Source organism: Flavobacterium cupriresistens, assembly GCF_020911925.1.
In the GTDB taxonomy this organism is placed as follows: domain Bacteria; phylum Bacteroidota; class Bacteroidia; order Flavobacteriales; family Flavobacteriaceae; genus Flavobacterium; species Flavobacterium cupriresistens.
The window spans coordinates 1288117-1310565 of sequence record NZ_CP087134.1; the positions used below are offsets into that span (position 1 = coordinate 1288117).

A 22449-nucleotide genomic window follows, 5' to 3' on the forward strand; every position below is an offset into this window, starting at 1 on the left:
TATACTAAAAACTAACTTTAAATATTTATGAAAAAACTTTTTGTTACCGGTTTATTGGTTCTTACCGCTTTGAATGGTATAGGTCAGACCAAAAGTCAAGTTAAATTTACGGCTAAAATTACAAATAGAAATAGTGATACATTAGTTATTAAAGGGGCGAACAATTTCAAACAAGTTATTCCGATTAACAAGAAAGAAATTTTTGTTGCTTCTTTTACTGCTCCAAAGGGATTTTATCGTTTTTCTGACGGTGTTGAATCTTCGAGTTTGTTTTTGAAACCGGGTTCTGAAGTAAATCTGACAATGAATGCCAAAGAATTTGATGAAACTATTGTTTATAAAGGAAAAGGAACTAATGAAAGTAATTTTCTGGCACAACAAGCTTTAAGAGACGAGAAATTTGAAAACGAAGCTTTCGCTAAAGAGGCTGCAGAATTTGCGTCCTTATTGCAAGAAAAGAAAAAGACAGACTTAGACAATATCGAGAAAGGAGATTTTGATCCTGAATTTAAAACAGGTTTGAAAAAATCAGTTGAAAAATTTCATGAATATGCCGCTCAGCAGTATAAAAGTGAGGCTGATATGAAAAAGTTAAAAGGTGCTGTTTCTGCCGATTTTGATTATGAAAACCACAAAGGAGGTAAAACAAAACTCTCTGATTTGAAAGGAAAATATGTTTATATAGATCTTTGGGCAACCTGGTGTGGACCATGTAGGGCTGAGATTCCATTTTTGCAGAAGATTGAAGAGAAGTATCATGGAAAGAACATTGAGTTTGTGAGTGTTTCTGTTGATGCTGTAAAAGATCATGATAAATGGCAGAAATTTGTAACGGATAAACAGTTGGGAGGTATTCAGTTGTTTTCTGATAATGAATGGAATTCTGCGTTTGTAACGAGTTATAATGTAACAGGAATTCCAAGGTTTATTCTTATTGATCCAAAAGGTAATATATTGGAGCCCAATGCAGAAAGACCCTCTTCTCCAGAGCTTCAAAAGCAATTAGATGCTTTATTGAACTAATTTCTTTGCAAAATTTATAACGTTATAGTAAATCAAGTCTTCGACTGAAATACCAGTAAAACCAGTGCGTGAGCGCTGGTTTTTTTGTTACACGCTGATTTCCAATGTTAAGTTTTTATCCAATGTTACCAAATTGTTAAGTAAAAGTTTTTTTAATGTAAACAATTAACTATATTTGGTAAAGATTTGATAACATTAATACCTACTAGATATGAAAAAGTGTGTAATTTTAGTTGCAATATTGTTCTCTGGAATTTTAGTTGCACAAGAGGTAAAACCAGAATTAGAAGCTGTTGGAAACAAAGTAAAAGCTACTTATTACTATGAAAATGGTAATGTACAACAAGAGGGTTTCTTTAAGGATGGTAAGTTAGATGGAGTTTGGGTATCCTATGACGAAAAAGGTAATAAAAAAGCAGTTGGAGAGTATACTGATGGAGTAAAAACCGGAAAATGGATTTTCTTCAATGAGAATAATCTTTGTGAAGTGGCGTATGAAAACAGCAAAGTGAGTTCCGTTAAAAACTTGCAAAAAAATGCTTTAGCAAATAGAAATTAAGAAGATTTCGAATATTTTAGAAAGGCCGTTTCAATTTCGAGACGGCTTTTTTTTTTATTTTTAAATGTCAGGCTGAGCGAAGTCGAAGCCCCTCTTAATTCAACTAGCCCTCGACTTCGCTTAGGTTGACATCGACGCAAAGTGTTTTTGTTAATCTTTGTCACCTGGACCTTGGGAATATCTCTCGCAAAGTCGCGAAGTCGCAAAGTTTTTAGGTCATTTAAAAAGATAAAACTTTAAAATTAAGCGCATTTCTTAAATGAACTTACATTACTTATATGTTTTAAAAACGCTATTCCCTTTTACCACAAACTCTTTATTAGATCTTAGTTTTTTTAGCTTTTTTTCTTCTTCCAAACCAAATTATAAAACCGGTAACCGGCAAAGCCGCTGCAATTAAGCTAACAGTAAAAGCAATGATTTTTCCGGGTAGATCTAAAATTTGTCCGGTGTGTATGCCGTAATTCATTTCGACCACTTGTAAACCGAGACTTTTTTTATCATACGGATCGCTTTGAATTAGTTTTCCGTCACTTGGATGAAAATAATAATTACTCTGATGATCGAATCGCAAAGTATGTGGATAAGCTCCTGTGTTTATAATATCTCCTTTGTTTTGTGGAAACATAACATAAAACATTTCGGCTTTTGGCTGTAGTCGCATCGTTTCGACAAAAGCGTTGTCTACGGCGAGTAGATTGTTTTGCTTAAATTTTGTGGTGTCAATTGTCGGGGCTTTTGTTTCTAAAGCTTTGTCTCCACCAAAATTGAACGTTTTGTAAATACCGTCGCCAACCCATTCATAGGTAAAAGTTAATCCGGTAATAGCTATGATCACTGCAATAATTGAAATATAAAATCCGGAAGTATTGTGCCAGTCATAGTTGACACGACGCCATTTGGCAGACCACTTTACGGTAAAACTTCTTTTGATATCACTTTTTCTTTTGGGCCACCATTGAATTAACCCTGAAATGACTAACAGTATAAAGATGATCGTGGCACCGCCAATAATATGTTTTCCGATATAATCGGGTAAAAGAAGATACAAATGAATGTATTCGACGATTATAAAAAAGTCTGTTTTGGGATTTTCTGTTTTTAAATATTTACCGGTGTAAGGGTTGAAATACAGGTATTCGTTTTCGGTATCGGTAAAGGTGTAGGCAATTGCTGATCGGTTTTTACCGTAATAAGAAACCATGGATACTTTGTTTTTAGGGGCGATTAGCTTCGCTTTTTCCTGTAAAACAGATGGCAAAAGAAATGGTTTGTTCTGCGGTTCAACAATACGCCATTCTTTTCGGGTAATATCTTTGATTTCGTCATGAAAACAAAATATGCAACCGGTAACACTGACAATAAAAACAATAAGCCCGGAAATTAGTCCGAGCCATTTGTGTATAAAACGTATTTGTTTTGTAAATCCCATTTGATGAATTGCGAAATACTTGATTTCTCTTTAAGAATTAGTTGCAAAAGGCAAAAGTAATTCTTAATGTGCAATTCACAAATTTTAGGCGTTTATTTTAGACCGTTGGGGTAATTCGGTAAAATGTTATTTAATACATAGAAACATAGTATTCTGTAATTTGTTTTAAGTGAAACATCTTTTCTGAACTATGTTTCTATTTGTTAAAAATGATTGCGCCCAGCGGGTTATTTTTTTAGAGTCGTTGGACGATTTATTCGCTCTTTACCTTTTTTAATTTAAAAGAAACATAAAGTGTAATCGCTGCTAAAACAATCCAGAAAATATCAATAAAGAAAATCTGAATCTGATCGTTGACAAACGTTTTCCAAAACCAGTTTCCGGTGCAAATTCCATTAGCAATCGGAATTAAAAAGCCTAAAATACTTCCGGAAATCAGACACCATTTGTTGGTGAAATTAATGTCTTTTTTGAGCAGGAAAAAGATCGTCAATAGTAACCAGGTGATAAAATATACGCTGTAAATATTAGCTCGACTTAGGGGATAAAATACTTTATTAGCAATAAAAATGAAGGCAGTAACAGGATACATGCTTAGGCAAACTGCTAAATAAATGCGTACAACCGAGTTGTTAAAACGACGTTTTTTCTCGGGCATATTTTTTTTGTCTCTGGCAACCAGCCAAATCATAACTCCCGATATAATAACAAAACAAGTAATAATACCGAGTACAAAACTGATTATTTTAAGCGCATATCCGCCGTAATCCCCAAAGTGCACTCTGTACAAAACGTTTTTTACACCATCTAGATATTTGTTGTCCGTTTCAGGATTCTTTTTGGCTATGATTTTACCGTCAGCAACTTTGTAGATTATTTTTCCGAATGCGGTGAATTTTTTGTCATGAGGTATTTTTCCATCAACGATTATGTGCATGTTGGTATCGCCATAGTTTTGAATTTGTACCTCGGTGATTTCAAAATCTTTCCAGCTGCTTTTGGTTTTTTCTACAAACTCGTTGATGCTAAAAGGCGTTGCCAGTTTCTTATTCTCAAATTTAAATTCCGGATTGTTATATTCTAAATCACTGTACAGTTTGTTCTGATCGCCCTTGTATAAAGCCATTACGCTTGGTGCTACAATTAGTAGTTTGATCATAAAAAAAGCTCCTGTAACTGCGTATACAAATTGAAAAGGCAAACCAATCATTCCTAATGCGGTGTGCGCATCTGTCCATAATGTTTTTAATTTTTCTTTTGGACGGAAAATGTAGAAGTTGGAAACAATTTTGTTCCAGTGTAATAAAACTCCGGTAATAATAGCAAATAAAAAAAACAGTGCTACAAAACCCGAAAGATAATAACCAACAGGATAAGGAACCTGGGCCAGAAAATGAAGACGATACAAAAATTCTCCTATTGAATATGATTCATCGTAAGTCTGAGCTTTGAAGTTTTTAGTATTTAAGTAAAAGTAGTGGCCGGATTTTAATTTAGCGACTTCCAGAGTGTCTTTTAATTTATTGGCTGCTACGGTATCTTTAGTGCCTTCCATGCGAATGAAAACACGTCTTTCGTGGGGAGATACGGAAAGTGAAACGTCTCTTCCAGCTAAAGTGTAGTTTTTATTTATTGAGTCGAAAGTAGTATCGTAGTTAATCTGTTCTTTCTTATGGATTGCAACAGTTTCTCCGCGTTCCCAGTTGTTGATTTCACTTTTAAAGAAAGAAAAAGATCCTGCAAAGAAAATGACAAACAACACCACGCTTATTACAATACCACTTACGGTATGCGTGTGAAAATAAATGTTATAGTTCCTGTTATTCATGAATTATTGGGTAATAGGGTTATAGGTTTGTCCGAGATACATAATACCGAGAAACAGCAAAGTCAGCAGTATATAGATTCCCCATATTTTCCATGCGCTTTTTGCTAAAAAAGCCAAAATCATTAAGACTACCCAAAGGATAAATCCTGAAAAAGCCATTGTTATGACGACATTGGTACGATCTAACCAAGAAGCTAAGGCTAAATGGAAACTTACAGAAACGAAATAGCCGCCAAGTATAGCAGCTGTTATTTTTAGGAAACGCTGCCACTTGGACTGCGTCAGGTATTTAGGATTTGCGGGCATAATTTAATAGTAATAAAATTCTATAACTCCTGTTAGAATAAAAAGGACAGCAATCGTTTTACTGTTTATAATTTTTAGAGGGGACAGTATAATTATTAAACTTCCAATTGTCATTAACTGAATAAGAAATAATAAAGTTCCGGAGCATAATGCTTTGGTAAATAACCATAAAGTATAGGCGGAAAGAAGGAAAACTAATCCGGTAATTTTGGTTTGTTTCGGATTATTGTTCATCCATTTTTCGAAGCTGTAATTGTACGACAGCGCCGCTCTCTTGGAGGTATAATAAAACATATAAAAAGAGATAAAAACGAAAAGGCTGGCTATTGTTATCATGATTTTATAAATTTAATTTTCATGTTTTGTTTGGAATTATTTTCAGTAGCGCAAATTTAGGTGCAGAATTCCAATAAGCCAAATTATTTTTACTTATTCTAAATAAATTATTTTTTAAAGTGTAAAATTTCTGTTTGATTAAAAAAATATCAGATTAATCGGTGTTTGTTTCTGGGGAATAAAAAAAAAGAAGCCGTCTCAATACAAATTTGAGACGGTTTTTTTATTGGATAATATTTTGATATTTATTGTCTTAATTCTGAGTACAGAAAAAAATTGCCCTTATGCTGCAATTTTCTTTCTTAAGTTGTGACCTAAAGCCATTAATCCGAACTCTAATTCAACTTTTTGAAGTCCTTTTAAAGAAAATCGTCTAAATCCATTATTATGTTTGAGTTGAGCAAATACAGGCTCTACATCGGCAGAGCGTTGTTTTCTTCTTTGTATCCCTATTTCGCTGAGCAGTAATTCTCTTGCTTGTTGTTTATGCCTTTCAAGGTTGTGGTTTCGCTCTATGCTTCTGTTGCCTTTGGCTTTAAAACATTGTCCTCGCAAGAGACAGCCTTCACAGTTTTTGGCTTGATAATGGGATAAGGTCTGAGTATATCCCGCTGCCGTTTTTTTCTCATTCTCATGGGTTTTATGCATTTTCTGTCCCATTGGACATATATAATAGTCTTCTTCCTGATTGTAATATAGATTCTCCTTGCTAAAAGTCTTGTGTTTCTTTTGGTAGTTTTGATCCTGTTCTTTTTCAAAAGTATTATATTTCACAAAAGCCGTTAGCTTTTTTTTCTCCAGATAATCGTAGTTTTCTTCACTTCCATAACCTGCGTCTGTAGTGATCTCTTGTATCTTTTTAAACACTTTTTTGCCGAAGGTCTGCTCCAAATTTTCCAAGTGGGGCTTGAGTGTTTTGGTATCGGTTGGATTTTGATGGATGGTATAGTGAACGATGATCTGGTTTTGTGTAGATATCTGAGTATTATAAGCTGGCTTGAGCTGTCCGTTTAACATATGGTCTTCTTTCATACGCATAAAAGTAGCCTGGGTATCGGTTTTGCTGTAACTGTTTCTTTCTCCTAGAATAGCTTGCTGCTTTTCATATTTTTCTAAGTTAGCAGTAAAATTATTTTTAATATAACGCAATTTGGCTTTTGCTTTGGAGCTAGCCTTTCCATTGCCAGAGAGTTTGGCATCTATTTCAGCTACAGTTTTCTCGATTACTTCTTTGCTGATTTCCTTGAACTCAGTTGGTTCCGGGTTGGGGCCGTCTTCATTATCAATACTTTGGGCATAGTTCCATAATTCTTCCAGCTGAGTCAGCATTTTGGCTTTGTTGGTTTTGATACTGTTGCCCCAGACAAAAGTGTACCTGCCGGCCTGAGCTTCTATCTTTGTTCCGTCTGTATAGATTTGTTTTAGATTGATGAGTCCTTCTGATGCTAACATCAAAACGACCTGTTTGAAGATCTCTTTAAAATTCTCTTTAAGCTTATCACTTCTAAAACGGTTAATAGTATTGTGATCTACAATAGTCATCGAAGTTAGCCACATAAAATTAATATTCTCGCGAAGTGCCAGTTCTATCTTTCGAGAAGAGTATACATTGGTCATATAGGCATACAACATCACTTTGAGAAGCATCTTTGGATGATAACCTGGATTGCCTTCTTTGCTGTAGGCTTTTAAAAGAGGCTGGATGTTAATTGATTCCACAACCTGATCCACTATTCGAACAGGATGTTTCTCTGGAATTAAATCGTCAAACGAATAAGGTAAAAGTATCGTTTGCTGTTGGTCATAATGTTTAAATCTCATCTTTAATCAGCTATTAATCACTGATTAAATTTACAAAATTGCTCCTAAAAAAACAAACTGCAAAAAAAGCTGCCTCTAGTATTGAGACAGCTTCTTTTTGTATTTATGAAATTAATTGAATTACAATTCTAAAGCACGTTTAGCATCGCCATTCATTAATAATTCTACCGGATTTTCTAAAGCTTCTTTCACAGCAACCAAGAAACCAACAGACTCACGACCGTCGATAATTCTGTGGTCATAAGAAAGAGCAACATACATCATTGGGTGAATCTCTACTTTACCGTTTACAGCAATCGGACGTTCAATAATATTGTGCATTCCTAAGATTCCTGATTGAGGAGGGTTGATAATTGGAGTACTCAACATACTTCCAAAAACACCACCATTAGTAATCGTAAAAGTACCACCAGTCATATCGTCAACAGTAATTTGACCGTCACGAGCTCTAAGTGCTAATCTTTTGATGTCCGCTTCGATTCCACGGAAAGTTAAGTTTTCAGCATTGCGAACAACAGGAACCATTAAACCTTTTGGTCCTGAAACTGCGATAGAGATATCACAGAAATCGTAAGCGATTTTATAATCACCGTCCATCATTGAGTTTACATCAGGATACAATTGTAAAGCTCTTGTAACTGCTTTTGTAAAGAATGACATGAAACCTAAACCAAGACCACCATGTTTTGCTTTGAAAGCATCTTTGTACTCGTTACGGATTAAGTTAATTGGTGTCATGTTAACTTCATTGAAAGTAGTTAACATTGCTGTTTCGTTTTTAGCCGCTACTAATCTCTCCGCTACTTTACGACGTAACATTGATAATTTGGTACGCTCAGTTCCACGGCTTCCTCCTGTTGGAGTTCCCATAGAAGGTACTGCGTTTAAAGCATCTTCTTTAGTGATTCTTCCGTCTTTACCAGTTCCTGAAACTGCTGCCGGAGCGATATTTTTTTCGTCTAATATTTTTCTTGCTGCCGGAGATGGAGTTCCTGAAGCATAAGTTGTTGGAGCAGGTGCTGCTTTTGGAGCTTCTGCTTTTACTTCTGCTTTTACTTCTGTTTTAGGAGCCTCTGCTTTTGGAGCTTCAGCTGCCGGTGCAGCCGGAGCGTCACCTGCCGGTTTTGCTGCGCCTGTATCAATTAAACAAACAACAGCTCCTACCGCTACTGCATCACCTTCTTCTGCTTTTAACGTAATTATTCCGCTTGCTTCAGCTGGTAATTCAAGAGTTGCTTTGTCTGAATCAACTTCGGCAATAGCCTGATCTTTCTCTACATAATCACCGTCTTTTACTAACCAAGTTGCAATTTCAACTTCTTTAATTGATTCCCCTGGTGATGGGACTTTCATTTCTAAAATCATCTTATTTCTTTGTTTAAAGTTTAATTTGTTTAAAGTTTCAAATGTCTTACTGAACCTGAAACTTTAAACTTGAAACAATTATTTTTAATTATCTAAATAAATTTTTATCAAATACCATTCTGATCGCATCTGCATGGCGACGTTTTGCACGTGTGTAACTTCCTGATGCCGGTGCAGCGTAAGCTTTTAACGAAGCCAATCTCCATTTTACAAGATCAAAATTCATCAGCATAAAGCTGTAAGCTCCCATGTTTTTAGGCTCTTCCTGTGCCCAAACATAATCATCAGCATTTGGATATTGTGCGATGATTTCTTTGATTTGATCTGCCGGGAAAGGGAACAATTGCTCGATACGAACTACTGCAACGTCATTTCTTCCGTTGTTTTCTCTTTCGGCAACAATATCATAGTAGAATTTACCGGTACAGAAAACCAAAGTTTTCACTTCTTTTTTGTTTACAGTTGTATCATCAATTGTTTCCTGGAAACTTCCGCTAGCTAAGTCTTCTACTGTAGACACACATCTTGGGTCACGTAATAAACTTTTTGGAGAGAAAACCACCAATGGTTTACGGAAATTCGTTTTCATTTGTCTTCTCAACAAGTGGAAGAAGTTGGCTGGTGTTGTACAATCTGCTACATACATATTGTGTCTCGCACATAATTGTAAGTAACGTTCCATTCTTGCAGAAGAGTGCTCAGCACCTTGTCCTTCGTATCCGTGTGGCAATAATAAAACAATACCGTTTTGGTTGTTCCATTTGTCTTCACCACAAGAGATGTATTGGTCGATCATGATTTGAGCACCGTTAGAGAAATCTCCAAATTGTGCTTCCCAGATCGTTAATGCTTTTGGATTTGCCAATGCATATCCGTAATCAAAACCTAGAACTCCGTATTCAGATAAAAGGGAATTGAATACTCCGAATTTTCCTTTTTTGTTTTCGATAGCATCCAAAAGAATTACTTCTTCTTCTGAATCTTCTACCTTAACAACGGCATGACGGTGAGAGAATGTACCACGCTCCACATCCTGTCCTGAAATTCTAACATCAAAACCTTCTGTTAGAAGTGAACCGTAAGCTAATGCTTCTGCAGTTCCCCAGTCTAGGGTATTGTTATCGTATCCGGTTTTTCTGTCGGCTACAATTTTTGATATTTTATTGATAAACTTTTTATCTGATGGTAAGGTCGAGATGGTATTGATGATAGAATCCAATCCTTTTTTATCAAAAGTAGTATCAACTTTTTGAAGCATTTGTGTGTCAGTTACCTGAACAAATCCTTCCCATTCGTTTTTCATGAATGGTGTGATAATGGTCAAATCTTTTTTACGGGAAGCTTCTAAATTCTCCTCCATGTCTGATTTGTATTCTTTTTCTAAACCATTCACATAAGTAGCATCAATTACGCCGTCAGACAATAATTTTTCTGCATAAATATCTCTTGGATTTTTATGTTTAGCGATGATTTTATATAAAACCGGTTGTGTAAAACGAGGTTCGTCACCTTCGTTATGTCCGTATTTTCTATATCCTAATAAGTCAATAAATACGTCACGTCCGAATTGCATTCTGTAGTCTAAAGCAAAAGATACCGCATGTACAACCGCTTCAGCATCGTCAGCATTTACGTGTAATACAGGTGAAAGAGTTACTTTAGCAACATCTGTACAATAAGTAGAAGAACGCGCGTCTAAATAGTTGGTTGTAAATCCAACCTGATTGTTGATTACGATATGGATTGTTCCTCCGGTTTTGTAACCGTCAAGTTGTGCCATTTGAATAATTTCATACAAAATTCCCTGACCTGCAATTGCAGCATCACCGTGAACGGCAATAGGAAGTACTTTTGAGAAATCGTCTGCGTAATATTTATCTTGTTTTGCTCTGGTAATTCCTTCAATTACAGCTCCAACAGTCTCTAAGTGAGAAGGGTTTGGTGCTAAATTGATGTTGATGTTTTTTCCAGATCTTGTTTTCTTATCGGCAGTAAGACCTAAGTGGTATTTTACGTCACCGTCAAAATATTCCTGATCGTAATCTTTACCATCAAATTCACCAAAGATATCCTGAGTTGATTTTCCGAAGATGTTGGCCAAAACGTTCAAACGACCACGGTGAGCCATTCCCATTACGAATTGTTCAACTCCTTTTTCAGCTGCTTTTTCGATTAAAGCATCAAGTGCAGGAATAATAGTTTCTCCACCTTCCAATGAGAATCTTTTTTGACCTACATATTTTGTATGTAAAAAGTTCTCGAAAGAAACGGCTTCGTTTAATTTTTCTAATATGATTTTCTTTTCATCACCTGAAAAACTCGGCTGATTGACATTTACAGCCAATTTGTCCTGAATCCATTTTACAACATTAGGATTTCTGATATACATGTATTCAATACCAATGTGTTGGCAGTAAATAGACTGAAGACGTGTAATAATGTCTTGTAAAGAACACGGAGCTACTCCGATAACTTTTGCAGCATCAAAAACTAGAGATAAATCAGCAGTTGATAATCCAAAATTTTCGATATCTAAAGAAGGAGAAGAAACTCTACGGTCACGAACCGGATTTGTTTTGGTAAACAAATGGCCACGAGTGCGGTATCCGTCAATTAATTTTAATACGTTAAATTCTTTTTGTAATTTTTCAGAAATCTGACTGTAATCGGTGTTGTTCGCAGCGAATTCAACGATTTGTTGAACAGGATTTTCGTCATTATAAGTTGTCATTCCAAAGTCAAAACCTTGAAAGAAGCTTCTCCAGCTTGGCTCAACGCTGTCTGGATTTACTAAATATTGATCATATAGTTGTGCGAAAAACTCTGTATGCGCTGCATTTAAAAATGAAAACCTATCCATAATATTAGTGAATATACTTTTTGTTAAATAGAATGGCAAAAGTACAACAATCGCATTTATTTAGATTCTTTTTTTGCGTACTTTTACGTAAAAATTTGTTAAAAATGGACCAAGCTATGAGGAAAAATCATTTTTCAATCGTTTTCAAATCAATTTTTGTGATTTTGATGTTCTTATTTTCAAATCTTACAATTGCGCAGCAGCGGCCAAATTATGTTATAGACAATAGTAGTGTCTTTTGGGATAAAGTTCAGTTTGGTGGTGGTGTCGGTCTTGGAATTGGTTCCGGATATACAGATATTTCGGTTATGCCAAGTGCCATTTATAATGTTAATCCAATTGTTTCTGTGGGTGTAGGACTGCAGTTTGGCTACTTGTATTCAAAAAACTATTATGAGTCTTTTGTTTATGGCGGAAGCCTTGTGGGTTTGGTGAATCCGATTCCGGAAATTCAGTTATCGGCAGAATTAGAACAGGTAAGAGTAAACACAGATTATAAATCGAATAATTTCAGACCATCTTATTCCGATAATTATTGGAATACTGCTTTATATCTCGGTGCAGGTTACAGAACGGGAAGCGTAACCATTGGTGCACGCTACGATGTTTTGTACGATCCGGATAGAAGTTTGTATGGATCCGGCTTTATGCCCTTTGTGCGAGTTTATTTTTAATTTAAAGCAATTAAGGTCTTTAAACGCTGATATTCTTAGTTTTAGGTGCAAAGTATGCTGTTTAAGAATTTGATCCAGCATTACGCCTGTAAAAGGGTTGATTCAATCGAAAGTAAGAAACAGGAGGAATCTGAAATGAAATCTTAGAAAAGGAATAAGTATTACTGTAAACAAAAAGAGCGACTCCATCGAGTCGCTCTTTTTGTTTGGTTGCTGTATCTTAACCACAAAACATGGAATACATACTTCTTGGATCTGTTTGGTTTGGAGCAGGCACTACATTTTCTGTACTGTTACCACCTATAATTAATCTAGCCTCTTCTGAGCTTAGTTCTATAATACTAGTTTTTTTTAATGCTAATTTTTTTAAGTTAAATTTTTTCATAATCTTTGGTTTTTAAATTGGTTTTTGAATTGATTGTGAAATTATCTCAAAAAAGCCACTGAAAAAAGTCATAAATCCCCAGATTTATAAAAATAGCCTATAATCACACAACTGTAATTGATTGATTATTAATGCTTTACTTTAAAATAAATGAATATGAATAGACTAAATAAGATGCTTGTCTTAATTTTATTATTTATAGTCAATTTTACCTTTTCCCAAAATAAAATTGAAACTTATAAAGATTCGGTTAAAAGCCTTTTGTACAATAATCCGAGTAAAGCAAAATACTACTGCCATAAGTTATTAAAGTACGCTAAAACCAATGATTTAGTGGTTGAAGAGGCAAAATCGTATTGTTTCCTGGCCGACTTAAGTGGCGCTTTAACTCAAAAAGACAGCGCTTTTTATTATTTTGACAAAGCAATTCAGAAAGCTGGTGCCATTGATAACGAAAAGCTGGAAATGGTTTTCAAAATCAATAAAGCGAACTATTTATTTAATGAATTTGATTTCCAGGAAGCTTTAACTCTTTATGAAGAATGTGTTACTTTATCTAAAAAACTCAATGATGTCGGGGCTTACAATTACATTTCGATAAAAAGAGGCAGCATTGCGTATGAATTAGAAAGGTATCAGGAGGCTTTAAAAATATATAAAGAAAATTTAAACAAGGAAGGTTTTAGTAACGTAAGTAAACTAGATATAAAACTGGGTTTAGTAAAAACGTATATTAATTTAAATAAGCAGGACTCCGCCTATGTTTTTATAAAAAGTGGTATTCAGGAATCGCAAAAAAACCATCTAAAAGAGCATGAAATCCACTTTTTGTCCCAATTGGGCTTAATTTACATCGATAAAAAGGACTTTGTAAATGCTAAATTAACCTTCGATAAGGCCCTAAATATTGCTCAGAAAATTGAGAGCAATAATTTGATTACAGAAACAAATATCAGGATCTCTAAATTGTATTCGCTTCAGAAAGATTACGATAAAGCGATAATGCTCTTAAAATCGATTCTTAGTACGGAGCAAACATCAAAAATACCCACAGAAAACCTGTCTGAAATATATTACTTATTGGCAGAGAACTATAAATTCATCGAAAATTTTTCAGAATCCAATTATTATTATGGTCAGTTTATTGAAAAGTCGAAGAAAATAGGGGAAAAAAGAATTGAAGCTGTCGATCATTTGCATAAAATAGACATCTCAGAAAGTAAAGAGAGAGAGAAAACACAAGAGCATCAAAAATGGATACTGCTTGGTTCAACAACCTTTTTAATTCTTCTGTTTATTGGTTATTATATGAAACGAAGAAAAGAGGGCATACAAAATCAAGTCAAATTTGAGGAGTTACTACTCAAAATCAAAGACTTCGAGCATCAAAATCCAAAAACGGCTGATGAAAGCCAGCAAAAACACACTTTGGCAGGTGATGATGAAATCACAGAGCCGGATCTTTTAGAAGAAGAATCTGAAACAGAATTCATTCCAAGCAACATTGTTACTATAAATACTACTTCTAATGATGATTTAATAGCAGAGGATGAATCCATCGCAGACCACAATGGCTCTGACATAGAAGAACCAACGGGAAGTAATTTTATTATCAAAGATGAAACAAGAGTAGAAATTTTAGATAAGCTAATTAAACTCGAAGAGAAGAGATTGTTCCTGAGACAAGACTTTACTCTGCATAATGTTGCGAAACGATTAAAGACAAACACCGCTTATTTGTCTAAAATTGTCAATAGTGAATTGGACAAAAACTTCAGTTCGTATGTAAATGAGTTAAGGATTAACTATATTATTATTGAATTAAAGAATAATGCTAAGCTAAGATCGTATTCAATTAATGCAATTGCGGAAGAAATTGGGTATAAAAGTCCGGAGTCTTTTACTAAATATTTTAAGGTTGCAACCGGAATTAGCCCCTCTATTTATATAAAAAAGATAAATCAGATGAAAGAAAGTGAAAACAAGTAGATCGCTTGTAAGTTCCTGAAAAGCAATAAATTACAACAAAAAAAGAACCCCCTTATTTTATAAATATGGGGGTTTTTGATTTTTTTTACAGGAAAAAAAGATTTTACTTTGTCTCAGAATTAATCCGAATATCAGATTAACTTCTACTTTGGTTTTGAAGGGTGGCGAAAATGAAAATGAGTAGCCACTTCAAACCAAAAAAATAAAACAGAGTGTGGAGACTCTGTTTTATAAGGTGTTTTAACAAAAACGTAATACCTAACAAGTTGCCAGAAATTACTTCTACAAAAGTAGAAAAAAAGTGTCTTTAATTAAAACTTTTTTTCACTATTTCTAAAAGTACTTCTACACTGCATACTTGTTAGCTTAAAAAAAAAATTATGACTAACAGTAATCGACCGAGCGAAAAACGGCTCAGCAAAAATTCAATTTTCAAGATTGAAGATAATGATGATGGTAAACCATCCAAATCGTTATTCTTTAAATTAAAAAAACGAATTTCAAAACTTTTTAAATAAGCCAGAATTTTTTCCGGACTAATTTACGATTGCCTATTTAGGATACAATCAGGAATTCAGGTTGCAATAACTGATATCGAAATTCTTGTTGTTCCGTAAAGCGAGCTGTAATTTTTTGGACAATTCGATGTGCCTTTATTTTAATCAGTGATTTTAAAAAGACTATTAATTATTAAATCTTAACAAAAATGAAAAAGCAAAACCAAACCAAATTGGCTTTCAACAAAGCTAATGTTACAGAATTAAACGTTCAACAATTAAGAAGTGTGAACGGTGGCGTAAAAGATGACCTTGATCTTGATACCAAACCTGGTTCCGGTTGTATCTGTGATCCTATTTTGACAAAATTAACGGTTATTAAAAATCAATTCTAATGAAAAACGCAAACCTAACGAACAAACTGTATTTTAAAAAATCGGATGTTACAGAATTAAACGTTCAACAATTAAGAAATGTGAATGGCGGTGTAATAACGGGACAAGATACCGATACCAACCCAAATTCGGGCTGTATCTGTGATCCTATCTTAACAAAACTAACCGTTATTAAACCCTATCAATTCTAATGAAAAACGTAAACCTAACGAACAAACTGTATTTTAAAAAATCAGATGTTACAGAATTAAACGCTCAACAATTAAGAAGTGTTAACGGTGGCGTAATAACGGGACAAGATACCGATACGAACCCAAATTCGGGCTGTATTTGTGATCCTATCTTAACAAAAATAACAATCATTAAAAATCAATTCTAATGAAAAACATAAACCTAAACAACAAACTGTATTTTAAAAGAGCAGATGTTACAGAATTAAACGATAATTCCCTTATCGAAATCAATGGTGGTTCAACAATCCTTGGAGGAGAGACTTGTAGCGGATGCTGCTGTGGTCAGACTAGTATTACTGTATTGCAACAAATGTAATTGATTGATCCAATGAAAAAGCAAAAACTAAACAATAAACTGACCTTCAATAAGGTGGTTATTACAGAATTGAACGACGATCAGTTGAACGATATCAACGGAGGCACAGATACTTTAATAAGAACATTTATTATTGTTACCGGATATGGCACCTGGTTAATGGTTGTATAAAGAATGGATCAGTATATTATAAAATAAACAGGGTGTGGAGACTCTATTTTATAATAAAATTTAACAAAACGTAATGGCTTATAGGTTAACTGTAAATTGCTTCTGCAAAAGTAAAAAACATCTTATTACTTCGTTTTTTACACTTTCTAAAGTACTTCTTACACCCAACACTTATTTGGCTACAATGAGATTAATGGATTAGAATAATCCATCTAACTCAAATGATTAATGGTATTCCATTTTCAAACTATGGCATCCTTGATTAAAGAGATCTTAAGCAATTGCTGATTTTTTTGACAAGGATGGTCATAACCCAGGGCTCGTTAGTATCAGGCTATTCATTTGGCGGCTATTAACATGTGGCACAGGTATGCTCAAAAACAAACAGAATCTGTTTAAAAAAGGCAACCGGTTTTAGTGCTGAGCATTTATTGTAAGTATCAATTTAAAACAACAACAACAACAACAACAAAATAAATCAACATGAAAAAACAAAACCCAAACAGCAAACTGGCTTTTAATAAAGTAGTTGTTATAGAATTAAATGAAAACCAATTGCAGGAAATTAATGGTGGAACCTCAATAGATGGCGGTGGAGGTAATTGTACCGGTTGTGTTTGTGCTCAAACAGTACTTCTTATTCAATAAAATTTACTAACAGATATAATTTCTATTAAAGATGAAAAAACAAAATCCAACGAACAAGCTGGCTTTTAATAAAGTAGCTGTTGCAGAACTGAATGATACTCATTTACAAGAGGTAAATGGAGGTACTTTAATTTCTTTCACCTCTACCATATTAATAATTAAGACTGTAGTTCAATTATGAAAAAGCAAAACCCAAACAACAAGCTGATTTTTAGTAAAATGGCTGTTGCGGAATTGAATGATTTTTTACTTATAGAAATACACGGAGGGACATCCATATTTGGAGGAGGAGATTCTTGTACCGGCTGCTGTTGTCTTAAAGTAACCCAGGATTTAATGTAATTAATAACTCAAAATATTTAAAGATGAAAAAACAAAACCCAACCAACAAGCTTGTCTTTACCAAACTGGCTGTTGCAGAACTGAATGACAGTCAATTAGTGGACGTGAAAGGCGGAGTTACACCACTACCTACAATAATAATAACTTTTTTTCCTGATGACTTAGTCTAATCAATCTTAATAAACATTTAAAGATGAAAAAACAAAACCCAACGAACAAGCTTGTTTTTACCAAACTGGCTGTTGCAGAACTGAATGACACTCAATTATTGGACGTGAAAGGCGGAGTTACAACACTACCTACAATAATAATAACTTTTTTTCCTGATGACTTAGTCTAATCAATCTTAATAAACATTTAAAGATGAAAAAACAAAACCCAACCAACAAGCTGGCTTTTAATAAAATAGCTGTTGCAGAATTGAATGAAAAGCAATTACAAGAAGTAAATGGTGGTACTCATCTTCCTAGCGTCGTTTACACAATGATAATGTTGACTTTGGTGTAAAATGAAAAAACAGAATCCAACGAACAAGCTTGCTTTCAATAAAGTGGCTGTTGCAGAATTGAATGAGAATCAATTACAGGACGTGAATGGAGGAACTTACATTTCTTTCAACATTACGATACTAATAACGCAGACTGTAATGGAATAATAAGCCAGTCTTTAATAAAGTGGCTGTTACAGAATTGAAAACCGAACAATTACCGGAGGTTAAAGGAGAAACTTCAACCCTATCTGAAGCGGCTGTAAGTCACCTGATAACTATGATTATAAAAAAAAATTAACAATCTAAAAAAGTATAAAAATGAAAAAACAAAACCCAACGAACAAGCTTGCTTTTAATAAAGTAGCTGTTGCAGAATTAAATGATACTCAATTGCAAGAGGTGAATGGAGGTACTTTAATGTCTATTCACAGTATGATGTTAGTAACGATGACTCTAATTCAAATAGACTAAAAAACAGAAATTACTAATAAGCTAGTCTTTAAAAAAGTAGGTGTTGCAGAATCGATTGTCGGACAATTGGCAGAGATCGGCAGAGATCGGCAGAGAAGCTCCCACGATAACGGGTGCAAGTCACCAGGTAACTAAGCTTATAAAAATTAATCAACACTCTAAAAAAGTATAAAAATGAAAAAGCAGAATCCAACGAATAAGCTTGCTTTCAACAAAGTGGCTGTTGCAGAATTGAATGAGAATCAATTAACAAATGTAAATGGCGGGACGAGTACTACAAACGGCAGTATAACGCTGACAGGACTTATTCTTCCTCCAGATGTACAGAACGTATAACAATTCGAATGAAGAAGCAAAACGCTTCTAACAAGTTCGCTTTGAATGTTAGGTAGTTACAGAGCTGAAAACTGGAGAATTTCCGGAGGTTAACGGGGAAATTCAACGATGACTGTAACTGGTGTAAGTCACCAGGTAACTAAGCTTGTAAAAATTAATCAACAATCTAAAAAAGTATAAAAATGAAAAAGCAGAATCCAACGAACAAGCTTGCTTTCAATAAAGTGGCTGTTGCAGAATTGAATGAGAAACAATTAACAGCGATCAATGGGGGAACTTCAGTGTTCACTGTAGGTGGTACAAGTCTCATATTTATAACGCTTATGCAAAATTAATTAATAATCTAAAATTCTTAAAAAGATGAAAAAACAAAACCCAACCAACAAGCTTGCTTTCAATAAAGTAGCTGTTGCAGAATTGAATGAGAATCAATTAACGGAGATCAATGGGGGTACCTCCATAACATTTGTAGGAGGCACGAGCCTTGTATTTATCACACTTGTACAAGATTAATTAACAACCTAAAACTATTATAAAGATGAAAAAACAGAATCCAACGAACAAGCTTGCTTTCAATAAAACAGCTGTTACAGAATTAAATGAAACCCAATTGCAAGACGTAAATGGAGGTGCAAGCACTTTTACAATTTTCTATCCAACTATTATCGTCGCAACCTTAATCTAATCAAAAACATGAAAAACCAAAACACAACCAACAAGCTTGCTTTCAATAAAGTAGCTGTTACAGAATTAAACGACAATCAATTACAAGAAGTAGACGGAGGCGGAAGTCGTGTTTCAATTTTACCAACTATCGTAATCACTTTTGTGTAGTATGAAAAACAAAAACACAATCAACAAGTTAGCTTTCAATAAAGTAGCTGTTGCAGAATTAAACGACAACCAAATGTATGACGTTGACGGTGGAACAAGCCCAACATGTCTTTTAGTAATCAGTTATTTATTGGCCAAAGCCCTAGACTAATTCTCTTATGAAAAACAAAAACACAATCAACAAGTTAGCTTTCAATAAAGTTGCTGTTGCAGAATTAAACGACAACCAAATGTATGACGTTGACGGTGGAACAAGCCCAACATGTCTTTTAGTAATCAGTTATTTATTGGCTAAAGCCTTAGACTAATTCTCTTATGAAAAACAAAAACACAATCAACAAGTTAGCTTTCAATAAAGTAGCTGTTGCAGAATTAAACGACAACCAAATGTATGACGTTGACGGTGGAACAAGCCCAACCTGTCTTTTAGTAATCAGTTATTTATTGGCTAAAGCCCTAGACTAATTCTCTTATGAAAAACAAAAACACAATCAACAAGTTAGCTTTCAATAAAGTAGCTGTTGCAGAATTAAACGACAACCAAATGTATGACGTTGACGGTGGCACAAGCCCAACCTGTCTTTTAGTAATCAGCTTTTTATTAGCAAAAGCCCTAGACTAATTCTCTTATGAAAAACAAAAACACAATCAACAAGTTAGCTTTCAATAAAGTAGCTGTTGCAGAATTAAACGACAACCAAATGTATGACGTTGACGGTGGCACAAGCCCAACATGTCTTTTAGTAATCAGTTATTTATTGGCTAAAGCCCTAGACTAATCCTCTTATGAAAAACAAAAACACAATCAACAAGTTAGCTTTTAATAAAGTAGCTGTTGCAGAATTAAACGACAACCAAATGTATGACGTTGACGGTGGAACAAGCCCAACATGTCTTTTAGTAATCAGTTATTTATTGGCCAAAGCCCTAGACTAATCCTCTTATGAAAAACAAAAACACAATCAACAAGTTAGCTTTTAATAAAGTAGCTGTTGCAGAATTAAACGACAACCAAATGTATGACGTTGACGGTGGAACAAGCCCAACATGTCTTTTAGTAATCAGTTATTTATTGGCCAAAGCCCTAGACTAATTCTCTTATGAAAAAACAAAACACAATCAACAAGTTAGCTTTCAATAAAGTAGCTGTTGCAGAATTAAACGACAACCAAATGTATGACGTTGACGGTGGAACAAGCCCAACCTGTCTTTTAGTAATCAGTTATTTATTGGCTAAAGCCCTAGACTAATCCTCTTATGAAAAAACAAAACACAATCAACAAGTTAGCTTTTAATAAAGTAGCTGTTGCAGAATTAAACGACAACCAAATGTATGACGTTGACGGTGGAACAAGCCCAACCTGTCTTTTAGTAATCAGCTTTTTATTAGCTAAAGCCCTAGACTAATTCTCTTATGAAAAACAAAAACACAATCAACAAGTTAGCTTTCAATAAAGTTGCTGTTGCAGAATTAAACGACAACCAAATGTATGACGTTGACGGTGGCACAAGCCCAACCTGTCTTTTAGTAATCAGTTATTTATTGGCAAAAGCCCTAGACTAATCCTCTTATGAAAAACAAAAACACAATCAACAAGTTAGCTTTCAATAAAGTAGCTGTTGCAGAATTAAACGACAACCAAATGTATGACGTTGACGGTGGCACAAGCCCAACCTGTCTTTTAGTAATCAGTTATTTATTGGCTAAAGCCTTAGACTAATTCTCTTATGAAAAACAAAAACACAATCAACAAGTTAGCTTTCAATAAAGTAGCTGTTGCAGAATTAAACGACAACCAAATGTATGACGTTGACGGCGGAACAAGCCCAACATGTCTTTTAGTAATCAGTTATTTATTGGCAAAAGCCTTAGATTAATTCTCTTATGAAAAACAAAAACACAATCAACAAGTTAGCTTTCAATAAAGTAGCTGTTGCAGAATTAAACGACAACCAAATGTATGACGTTGACGGTGGAACAAGCCCAACATGTCTTTTAGTAATCAGCTTTTTATTAGCAAAAGCCCTAGACTAATTCTCTTATGAAAAACAAAAACACAATCAACAAGTTAGCTTTCAATAAAGTAGCTGTTGCAGAATTAAACGACAACCAAATGTATGACGTTGACGGTGGCACAAGCCCAACATGTCTTTTAGTAATCAGTTATTTATTGGCCAAAGCCCTAGACTAATCCTCTTATGAAAAACCAAAACACAATCAACAAGTTAGCTTTCAATAAAGTAGCTGTTGCAGAATTAAACGACAACCAAATGTATGACGTTGACGGTGGCACAAGCCCAACATGTCTTTTAGTAATCAGTTATCTATTGGCCAAAGCCCTAGACTAATCCTCTTATGAAAAACCAAAACACAATCAACAAGTTAGCTTTCAATAAAGTAGCTGTTGCAGAATTAAACGACAACCAAATGTATGACGTTGACGGTGGAACAAGCCCAACATGTCTTTTAGTAATCAGTTATTTATTAGCCAAAGCCTTAGACTAATTCTCTTATGAAAAAACAAAACACAATCAACAAGTTAGCTTTCAATAAAGTAGCTGTTGCAGAATTAAACGACAACCAAATGTATGACGTTGACGGTGGAACAAGCCCAACATGTCTTTTAGTAATCAGCTTTTTATTAGCAAAAGCCCTAGACTAATTCTCTTATGAAAAACAAAAACACAATCAACAAGTTAGCTTTCAATAAAGTAGCTGTTGCAGAATTAAACGACAACCAAATGTATGACGTTGACGGTGGCACAAGCCCAACATGTCTTTTAGTAATCAGTTATTTATTGGCCAAAGCCCTAGACTAATCCTCTTATGAAAAACAAAAACACAATCAACAAGTTAGCTTTCAATAAAGTAGCTGTTGCAGAATTAAACGACAACCAAATGTATGACGTTGACGGTGGCACAAGCCCAACATGTCTTTTAGTAATCAGTTATTTATTGGCAAAAGCCCTAGACTAATTCTCTTATGAAAAACAAAAACACAATCAACAAGTTAGCTTTCAATAAAGTAGCTGTTGCAGAATTAAACGACAACCAAATGTATGACGTTGACGGTGGCACAAGCCCAACATGTCTTTTAGTAATCAGCTTTTTATTAGCAAAAGCCTTAGACTAATTCT

At 34.5% G+C, this 22449-nt stretch carries 50 protein-coding genes; 42 read left to right on the top strand and 8 right to left on the bottom strand.

The window, feature by feature from the left end:
- Positions 1-27: 27 nt before the first annotated feature.
- Together LNP23_RS05720 and LNP23_RS05725 are read left to right on the top strand one after the other, a co-directional pair.
- Positions 28-1023 (top strand): TlpA family protein disulfide reductase, encoded by a 996-nt coding sequence (locus LNP23_RS05720; RefSeq protein WP_047774930.1) that lies wholly within the window; start codon positions 28-30, stop codon positions 1021-1023.
- Positions 1024-1234: 211 nt separating this feature from the next.
- Positions 1235-1582: a toxin-antitoxin system YwqK family antitoxin gene (locus LNP23_RS05725; protein WP_047774932.1), complete on the top strand. Its 348-nt coding sequence runs from the start codon at positions 1235-1237 to the stop codon at positions 1580-1582.
- Positions 1583-1901: 319 nt separating this feature from the next.
- Here LNP23_RS05725 and LNP23_RS05730 read toward each other — a convergent pair whose 3' ends face one another.
- The 7 genes from LNP23_RS05730 to LNP23_RS05760 form a co-directional block, all read right to left on the bottom strand.
- Complete coding sequence (locus LNP23_RS05730; protein WP_230004246.1) at positions 1902-3014, bottom strand: PepSY-associated TM helix domain-containing protein; 1113 nt, start codon at positions 3012-3014, stop codon at positions 1902-1904.
- Between the two features lie 253 nt (positions 3015-3267).
- A complete protein-coding gene (locus LNP23_RS05735; RefSeq protein WP_230004247.1) occupies positions 3268-4842 on the bottom strand; it encodes a PepSY-associated TM helix domain-containing protein in 1575 nt (524 codons plus the stop codon).
- Between the two features lie 3 nt (positions 4843-4845).
- Positions 4846-5148 (bottom strand): hypothetical protein, encoded by a 303-nt coding sequence (locus tag LNP23_RS05740; RefSeq protein ID WP_047774938.1) that lies wholly within the window; start codon positions 5146-5148, stop codon positions 4846-4848.
- 3 nt (positions 5149-5151) lie between these two features.
- Positions 5152-5484: a hypothetical protein gene (locus tag LNP23_RS05745; protein WP_230004248.1), complete on the bottom strand. Its 333-nt coding sequence runs from the start codon at positions 5482-5484 to the stop codon at positions 5152-5154.
- 282 nt (positions 5485-5766) lie between these two features.
- A complete protein-coding gene (locus LNP23_RS05750) occupies positions 5767-7305 on the bottom strand; it encodes an IS1182 family transposase (protein ID WP_230004249.1) in 1539 nt (512 codons plus the stop codon).
- A 120-nt stretch (positions 7306-7425) separates the two neighbouring features.
- Positions 7426-8670 carry a 2-oxoglutarate dehydrogenase complex dihydrolipoyllysine-residue succinyltransferase gene (gene odhB, locus LNP23_RS05755; RefSeq protein ID WP_230004250.1) on the bottom strand — a complete coding sequence of 415 codons (1245 nt, stop codon included), beginning with the start codon at positions 8668-8670 and terminating at the stop codon, positions 7426-7428.
- Positions 8671-8758: 88 nt separating this feature from the next.
- Positions 8759-11530, bottom strand: a complete 2772-nt coding sequence (locus LNP23_RS05760; protein WP_047774943.1) for a 2-oxoglutarate dehydrogenase E1 component — start codon at positions 11528-11530, stop codon at positions 8759-8761.
- A 116-nt stretch (positions 11531-11646) separates the two neighbouring features.
- Between LNP23_RS05760 and LNP23_RS05765 the strand changes: the two genes are divergently transcribed.
- Complete coding sequence (locus LNP23_RS05765; RefSeq protein WP_047774994.1) at positions 11647-12204, top strand: hypothetical protein; 558 nt, start codon at positions 11647-11649, stop codon at positions 12202-12204.
- Between the two features lie 220 nt (positions 12205-12424).
- On the opposite strand, the gene LNP23_RS05770 is transcribed toward LNP23_RS05765, so the two are convergent.
- The gene (locus tag LNP23_RS05770; RefSeq protein WP_165579350.1) at positions 12425-12589 is read right to left on the bottom strand and encodes a hypothetical protein; all 165 of its coding nucleotides are present in this window, start codon (positions 12587-12589) and stop codon (positions 12425-12427) included.
- Between the two features lie 156 nt (positions 12590-12745).
- Here LNP23_RS05770 and LNP23_RS05775 point away from each other — a divergent pair, with 156 nt between their 5' ends.
- The 39 genes from LNP23_RS05775 (at position 12746) to LNP23_RS05960 (ending at position 22445) form a co-directional block, all read left to right on the top strand.
- Positions 12746-14578, top strand: a complete 1833-nt coding sequence (locus LNP23_RS05775) for a helix-turn-helix domain-containing protein (RefSeq protein WP_230004251.1) — start codon at positions 12746-12748, stop codon at positions 14576-14578.
- 706 nt (positions 14579-15284) lie between these two features.
- Entirely contained in the window at positions 15285-15470 is a 186-nt protein-coding gene (locus LNP23_RS05780; protein WP_047774947.1) for a class I lanthipeptide, read from the top strand.
- Positions 15470-15661: a class I lanthipeptide gene (locus tag LNP23_RS05785; protein WP_230004252.1), complete on the top strand. Its 192-nt coding sequence runs from the start codon at positions 15470-15472 to the stop codon at positions 15659-15661. Before LNP23_RS05780 ends, LNP23_RS05785 begins: the two co-directional genes overlap by 1 nt.
- A complete protein-coding gene (locus LNP23_RS05790) occupies positions 15661-15849 on the top strand; it encodes a class I lanthipeptide (RefSeq protein WP_230004253.1) in 189 nt (62 codons plus the stop codon). The genes LNP23_RS05785 and LNP23_RS05790 overlap by 1 nt, the downstream gene beginning before the upstream one ends.
- A complete protein-coding gene (locus LNP23_RS05795) occupies positions 15849-16019 on the top strand; it encodes a class I lanthipeptide (protein WP_165579352.1) in 171 nt (56 codons plus the stop codon). The genes LNP23_RS05790 and LNP23_RS05795 overlap by 1 nt, the downstream gene beginning before the upstream one ends.
- Positions 16020-16031: 12 nt before the next feature.
- Positions 16032-16190, top strand: a complete 159-nt coding sequence (locus tag LNP23_RS05800; protein ID WP_230004254.1) for a class I lanthipeptide — start codon at positions 16032-16034, stop codon at positions 16188-16190.
- A 483-nt stretch (positions 16191-16673) separates the two neighbouring features.
- Positions 16674-16838 carry a class I lanthipeptide gene (locus LNP23_RS05805; protein WP_230004255.1) on the top strand — a complete coding sequence of 55 codons (165 nt, stop codon included), beginning with the start codon at positions 16674-16676 and terminating at the stop codon, positions 16836-16838.
- 31 nt (positions 16839-16869) lie between these two features.
- Positions 16870-17019, top strand: a complete 150-nt coding sequence (locus tag LNP23_RS22925) for a class I lanthipeptide (protein ID WP_205625352.1) — start codon at positions 16870-16872, stop codon at positions 17017-17019.
- On the top strand, positions 17016-17180 hold the full coding sequence (locus LNP23_RS05810) for a class I lanthipeptide (protein ID WP_165579354.1): 165 nt from the start codon (positions 17016-17018) through the stop codon (positions 17178-17180). The genes LNP23_RS22925 and LNP23_RS05810 overlap by 4 nt, the downstream gene beginning before the upstream one ends.
- A gap of 23 nt (positions 17181-17203) precedes the next feature.
- Entirely contained in the window at positions 17204-17350 is a 147-nt protein-coding gene (locus LNP23_RS05815) for a class I lanthipeptide (protein WP_230004256.1), read from the top strand.
- A 23-nt stretch (positions 17351-17373) separates the two neighbouring features.
- Entirely contained in the window at positions 17374-17520 is a 147-nt protein-coding gene (locus LNP23_RS05820; protein ID WP_230004257.1) for a class I lanthipeptide, read from the top strand.
- Between the two features lie 23 nt (positions 17521-17543).
- On the top strand, positions 17544-17687 hold the full coding sequence (locus tag LNP23_RS05825; protein WP_230004258.1) for a class I lanthipeptide: 144 nt from the start codon (positions 17544-17546) through the stop codon (positions 17685-17687).
- Position 17688: 1 nt separating this feature from the next.
- Positions 17689-17835 carry a class I lanthipeptide gene (locus tag LNP23_RS05830; protein WP_165579356.1) on the top strand — a complete coding sequence of 49 codons (147 nt, stop codon included), beginning with the start codon at positions 17689-17691 and terminating at the stop codon, positions 17833-17835.
- A 153-nt stretch (positions 17836-17988) separates the two neighbouring features.
- Positions 17989-18141: a class I lanthipeptide gene (locus LNP23_RS05835; protein ID WP_165579357.1), complete on the top strand. Its 153-nt coding sequence runs from the start codon at positions 17989-17991 to the stop codon at positions 18139-18141.
- A 174-nt stretch (positions 18142-18315) separates the two neighbouring features.
- Positions 18316-18477, top strand: coding sequence for a class I lanthipeptide (locus tag LNP23_RS05840; protein WP_230004259.1), 162 nt, complete (start codon positions 18316-18318; stop codon positions 18475-18477).
- Positions 18478-18659: 182 nt separating this feature from the next.
- A complete protein-coding gene (locus tag LNP23_RS05845; protein ID WP_230004260.1) occupies positions 18660-18812 on the top strand; it encodes a class I lanthipeptide in 153 nt (50 codons plus the stop codon).
- A 25-nt stretch (positions 18813-18837) separates the two neighbouring features.
- Complete coding sequence (locus LNP23_RS05850; protein WP_230004261.1) at positions 18838-18990, top strand: class I lanthipeptide; 153 nt, start codon at positions 18838-18840, stop codon at positions 18988-18990.
- A gap of 25 nt (positions 18991-19015) precedes the next feature.
- Entirely contained in the window at positions 19016-19162 is a 147-nt protein-coding gene (locus tag LNP23_RS05855) for a class I lanthipeptide (protein WP_165579359.1), read from the top strand.
- Positions 19163-19170: 8 nt separating this feature from the next.
- A complete protein-coding gene (locus LNP23_RS05860; protein ID WP_230004262.1) occupies positions 19171-19311 on the top strand; it encodes a class I lanthipeptide in 141 nt (46 codons plus the stop codon).
- 1 nt (position 19312) lies between these two features.
- A complete protein-coding gene (locus LNP23_RS05865; protein WP_230004263.1) occupies positions 19313-19462 on the top strand; it encodes a class I lanthipeptide in 150 nt (49 codons plus the stop codon).
- A 7-nt stretch (positions 19463-19469) separates the two neighbouring features.
- A complete protein-coding gene (locus tag LNP23_RS05870) occupies positions 19470-19619 on the top strand; it encodes a class I lanthipeptide (RefSeq protein WP_230004263.1) in 150 nt (49 codons plus the stop codon).
- 7 nt (positions 19620-19626) lie between these two features.
- Positions 19627-19776, top strand: a complete 150-nt coding sequence (locus LNP23_RS05875; RefSeq protein ID WP_230004263.1) for a class I lanthipeptide — start codon at positions 19627-19629, stop codon at positions 19774-19776.
- Positions 19777-19783: 7 nt separating this feature from the next.
- Positions 19784-19933 (top strand): class I lanthipeptide, encoded by a 150-nt coding sequence (locus tag LNP23_RS05880; protein ID WP_230004264.1) that lies wholly within the window; start codon positions 19784-19786, stop codon positions 19931-19933.
- A 7-nt stretch (positions 19934-19940) separates the two neighbouring features.
- Positions 19941-20090 (top strand): class I lanthipeptide, encoded by a 150-nt coding sequence (locus tag LNP23_RS05885; RefSeq protein WP_230004263.1) that lies wholly within the window; start codon positions 19941-19943, stop codon positions 20088-20090.
- Positions 20091-20097: 7 nt separating this feature from the next.
- The gene (locus LNP23_RS05890; protein WP_230004263.1) at positions 20098-20247 is read left to right on the top strand and encodes a class I lanthipeptide; all 150 of its coding nucleotides are present in this window, start codon (positions 20098-20100) and stop codon (positions 20245-20247) included.
- 7 nt (positions 20248-20254) lie between these two features.
- Entirely contained in the window at positions 20255-20404 is a 150-nt protein-coding gene (locus LNP23_RS05895) for a class I lanthipeptide (protein ID WP_230004263.1), read from the top strand.
- A 7-nt stretch (positions 20405-20411) separates the two neighbouring features.
- Entirely contained in the window at positions 20412-20561 is a 150-nt protein-coding gene (locus tag LNP23_RS05900) for a class I lanthipeptide (RefSeq protein WP_230004265.1), read from the top strand.
- Between the two features lie 7 nt (positions 20562-20568).
- Positions 20569-20718 carry a class I lanthipeptide gene (locus LNP23_RS05905; RefSeq protein WP_230004266.1) on the top strand — a complete coding sequence of 50 codons (150 nt, stop codon included), beginning with the start codon at positions 20569-20571 and terminating at the stop codon, positions 20716-20718.
- 7 nt (positions 20719-20725) lie between these two features.
- Entirely contained in the window at positions 20726-20875 is a 150-nt protein-coding gene (locus LNP23_RS05910; protein WP_230004263.1) for a class I lanthipeptide, read from the top strand.
- A gap of 7 nt (positions 20876-20882) precedes the next feature.
- A complete protein-coding gene (locus LNP23_RS05915) occupies positions 20883-21032 on the top strand; it encodes a class I lanthipeptide (RefSeq protein ID WP_230004263.1) in 150 nt (49 codons plus the stop codon).
- Positions 21033-21039: 7 nt separating this feature from the next.
- Positions 21040-21189: a class I lanthipeptide gene (locus LNP23_RS05920; protein ID WP_230004263.1), complete on the top strand. Its 150-nt coding sequence runs from the start codon at positions 21040-21042 to the stop codon at positions 21187-21189.
- Between the two features lie 7 nt (positions 21190-21196).
- The gene (locus LNP23_RS05925; protein ID WP_230004264.1) at positions 21197-21346 is read left to right on the top strand and encodes a class I lanthipeptide; all 150 of its coding nucleotides are present in this window, start codon (positions 21197-21199) and stop codon (positions 21344-21346) included.
- 7 nt (positions 21347-21353) lie between these two features.
- Entirely contained in the window at positions 21354-21503 is a 150-nt protein-coding gene (locus LNP23_RS05930; RefSeq protein WP_230004263.1) for a class I lanthipeptide, read from the top strand.
- 7 nt (positions 21504-21510) lie between these two features.
- The gene (locus LNP23_RS05935) at positions 21511-21660 is read left to right on the top strand and encodes a class I lanthipeptide (RefSeq protein ID WP_230004267.1); all 150 of its coding nucleotides are present in this window, start codon (positions 21511-21513) and stop codon (positions 21658-21660) included.
- Positions 21661-21667: 7 nt separating this feature from the next.
- Positions 21668-21817 carry a class I lanthipeptide gene (locus LNP23_RS05940; protein WP_230004267.1) on the top strand — a complete coding sequence of 50 codons (150 nt, stop codon included), beginning with the start codon at positions 21668-21670 and terminating at the stop codon, positions 21815-21817.
- Between the two features lie 7 nt (positions 21818-21824).
- Positions 21825-21974, top strand: coding sequence for a class I lanthipeptide (locus LNP23_RS05945; RefSeq protein ID WP_230004266.1), 150 nt, complete (start codon positions 21825-21827; stop codon positions 21972-21974).
- A gap of 7 nt (positions 21975-21981) precedes the next feature.
- Entirely contained in the window at positions 21982-22131 is a 150-nt protein-coding gene (locus LNP23_RS05950; RefSeq protein ID WP_230004263.1) for a class I lanthipeptide, read from the top strand.
- A gap of 7 nt (positions 22132-22138) precedes the next feature.
- Positions 22139-22288 carry a class I lanthipeptide gene (locus LNP23_RS05955; protein ID WP_230004263.1) on the top strand — a complete coding sequence of 50 codons (150 nt, stop codon included), beginning with the start codon at positions 22139-22141 and terminating at the stop codon, positions 22286-22288.
- A gap of 7 nt (positions 22289-22295) precedes the next feature.
- The gene (locus LNP23_RS05960) at positions 22296-22445 is read left to right on the top strand and encodes a class I lanthipeptide (protein WP_230004264.1); all 150 of its coding nucleotides are present in this window, start codon (positions 22296-22298) and stop codon (positions 22443-22445) included.
- The last annotated feature ends 4 nt before the right edge of the window (positions 22446-22449 follow it).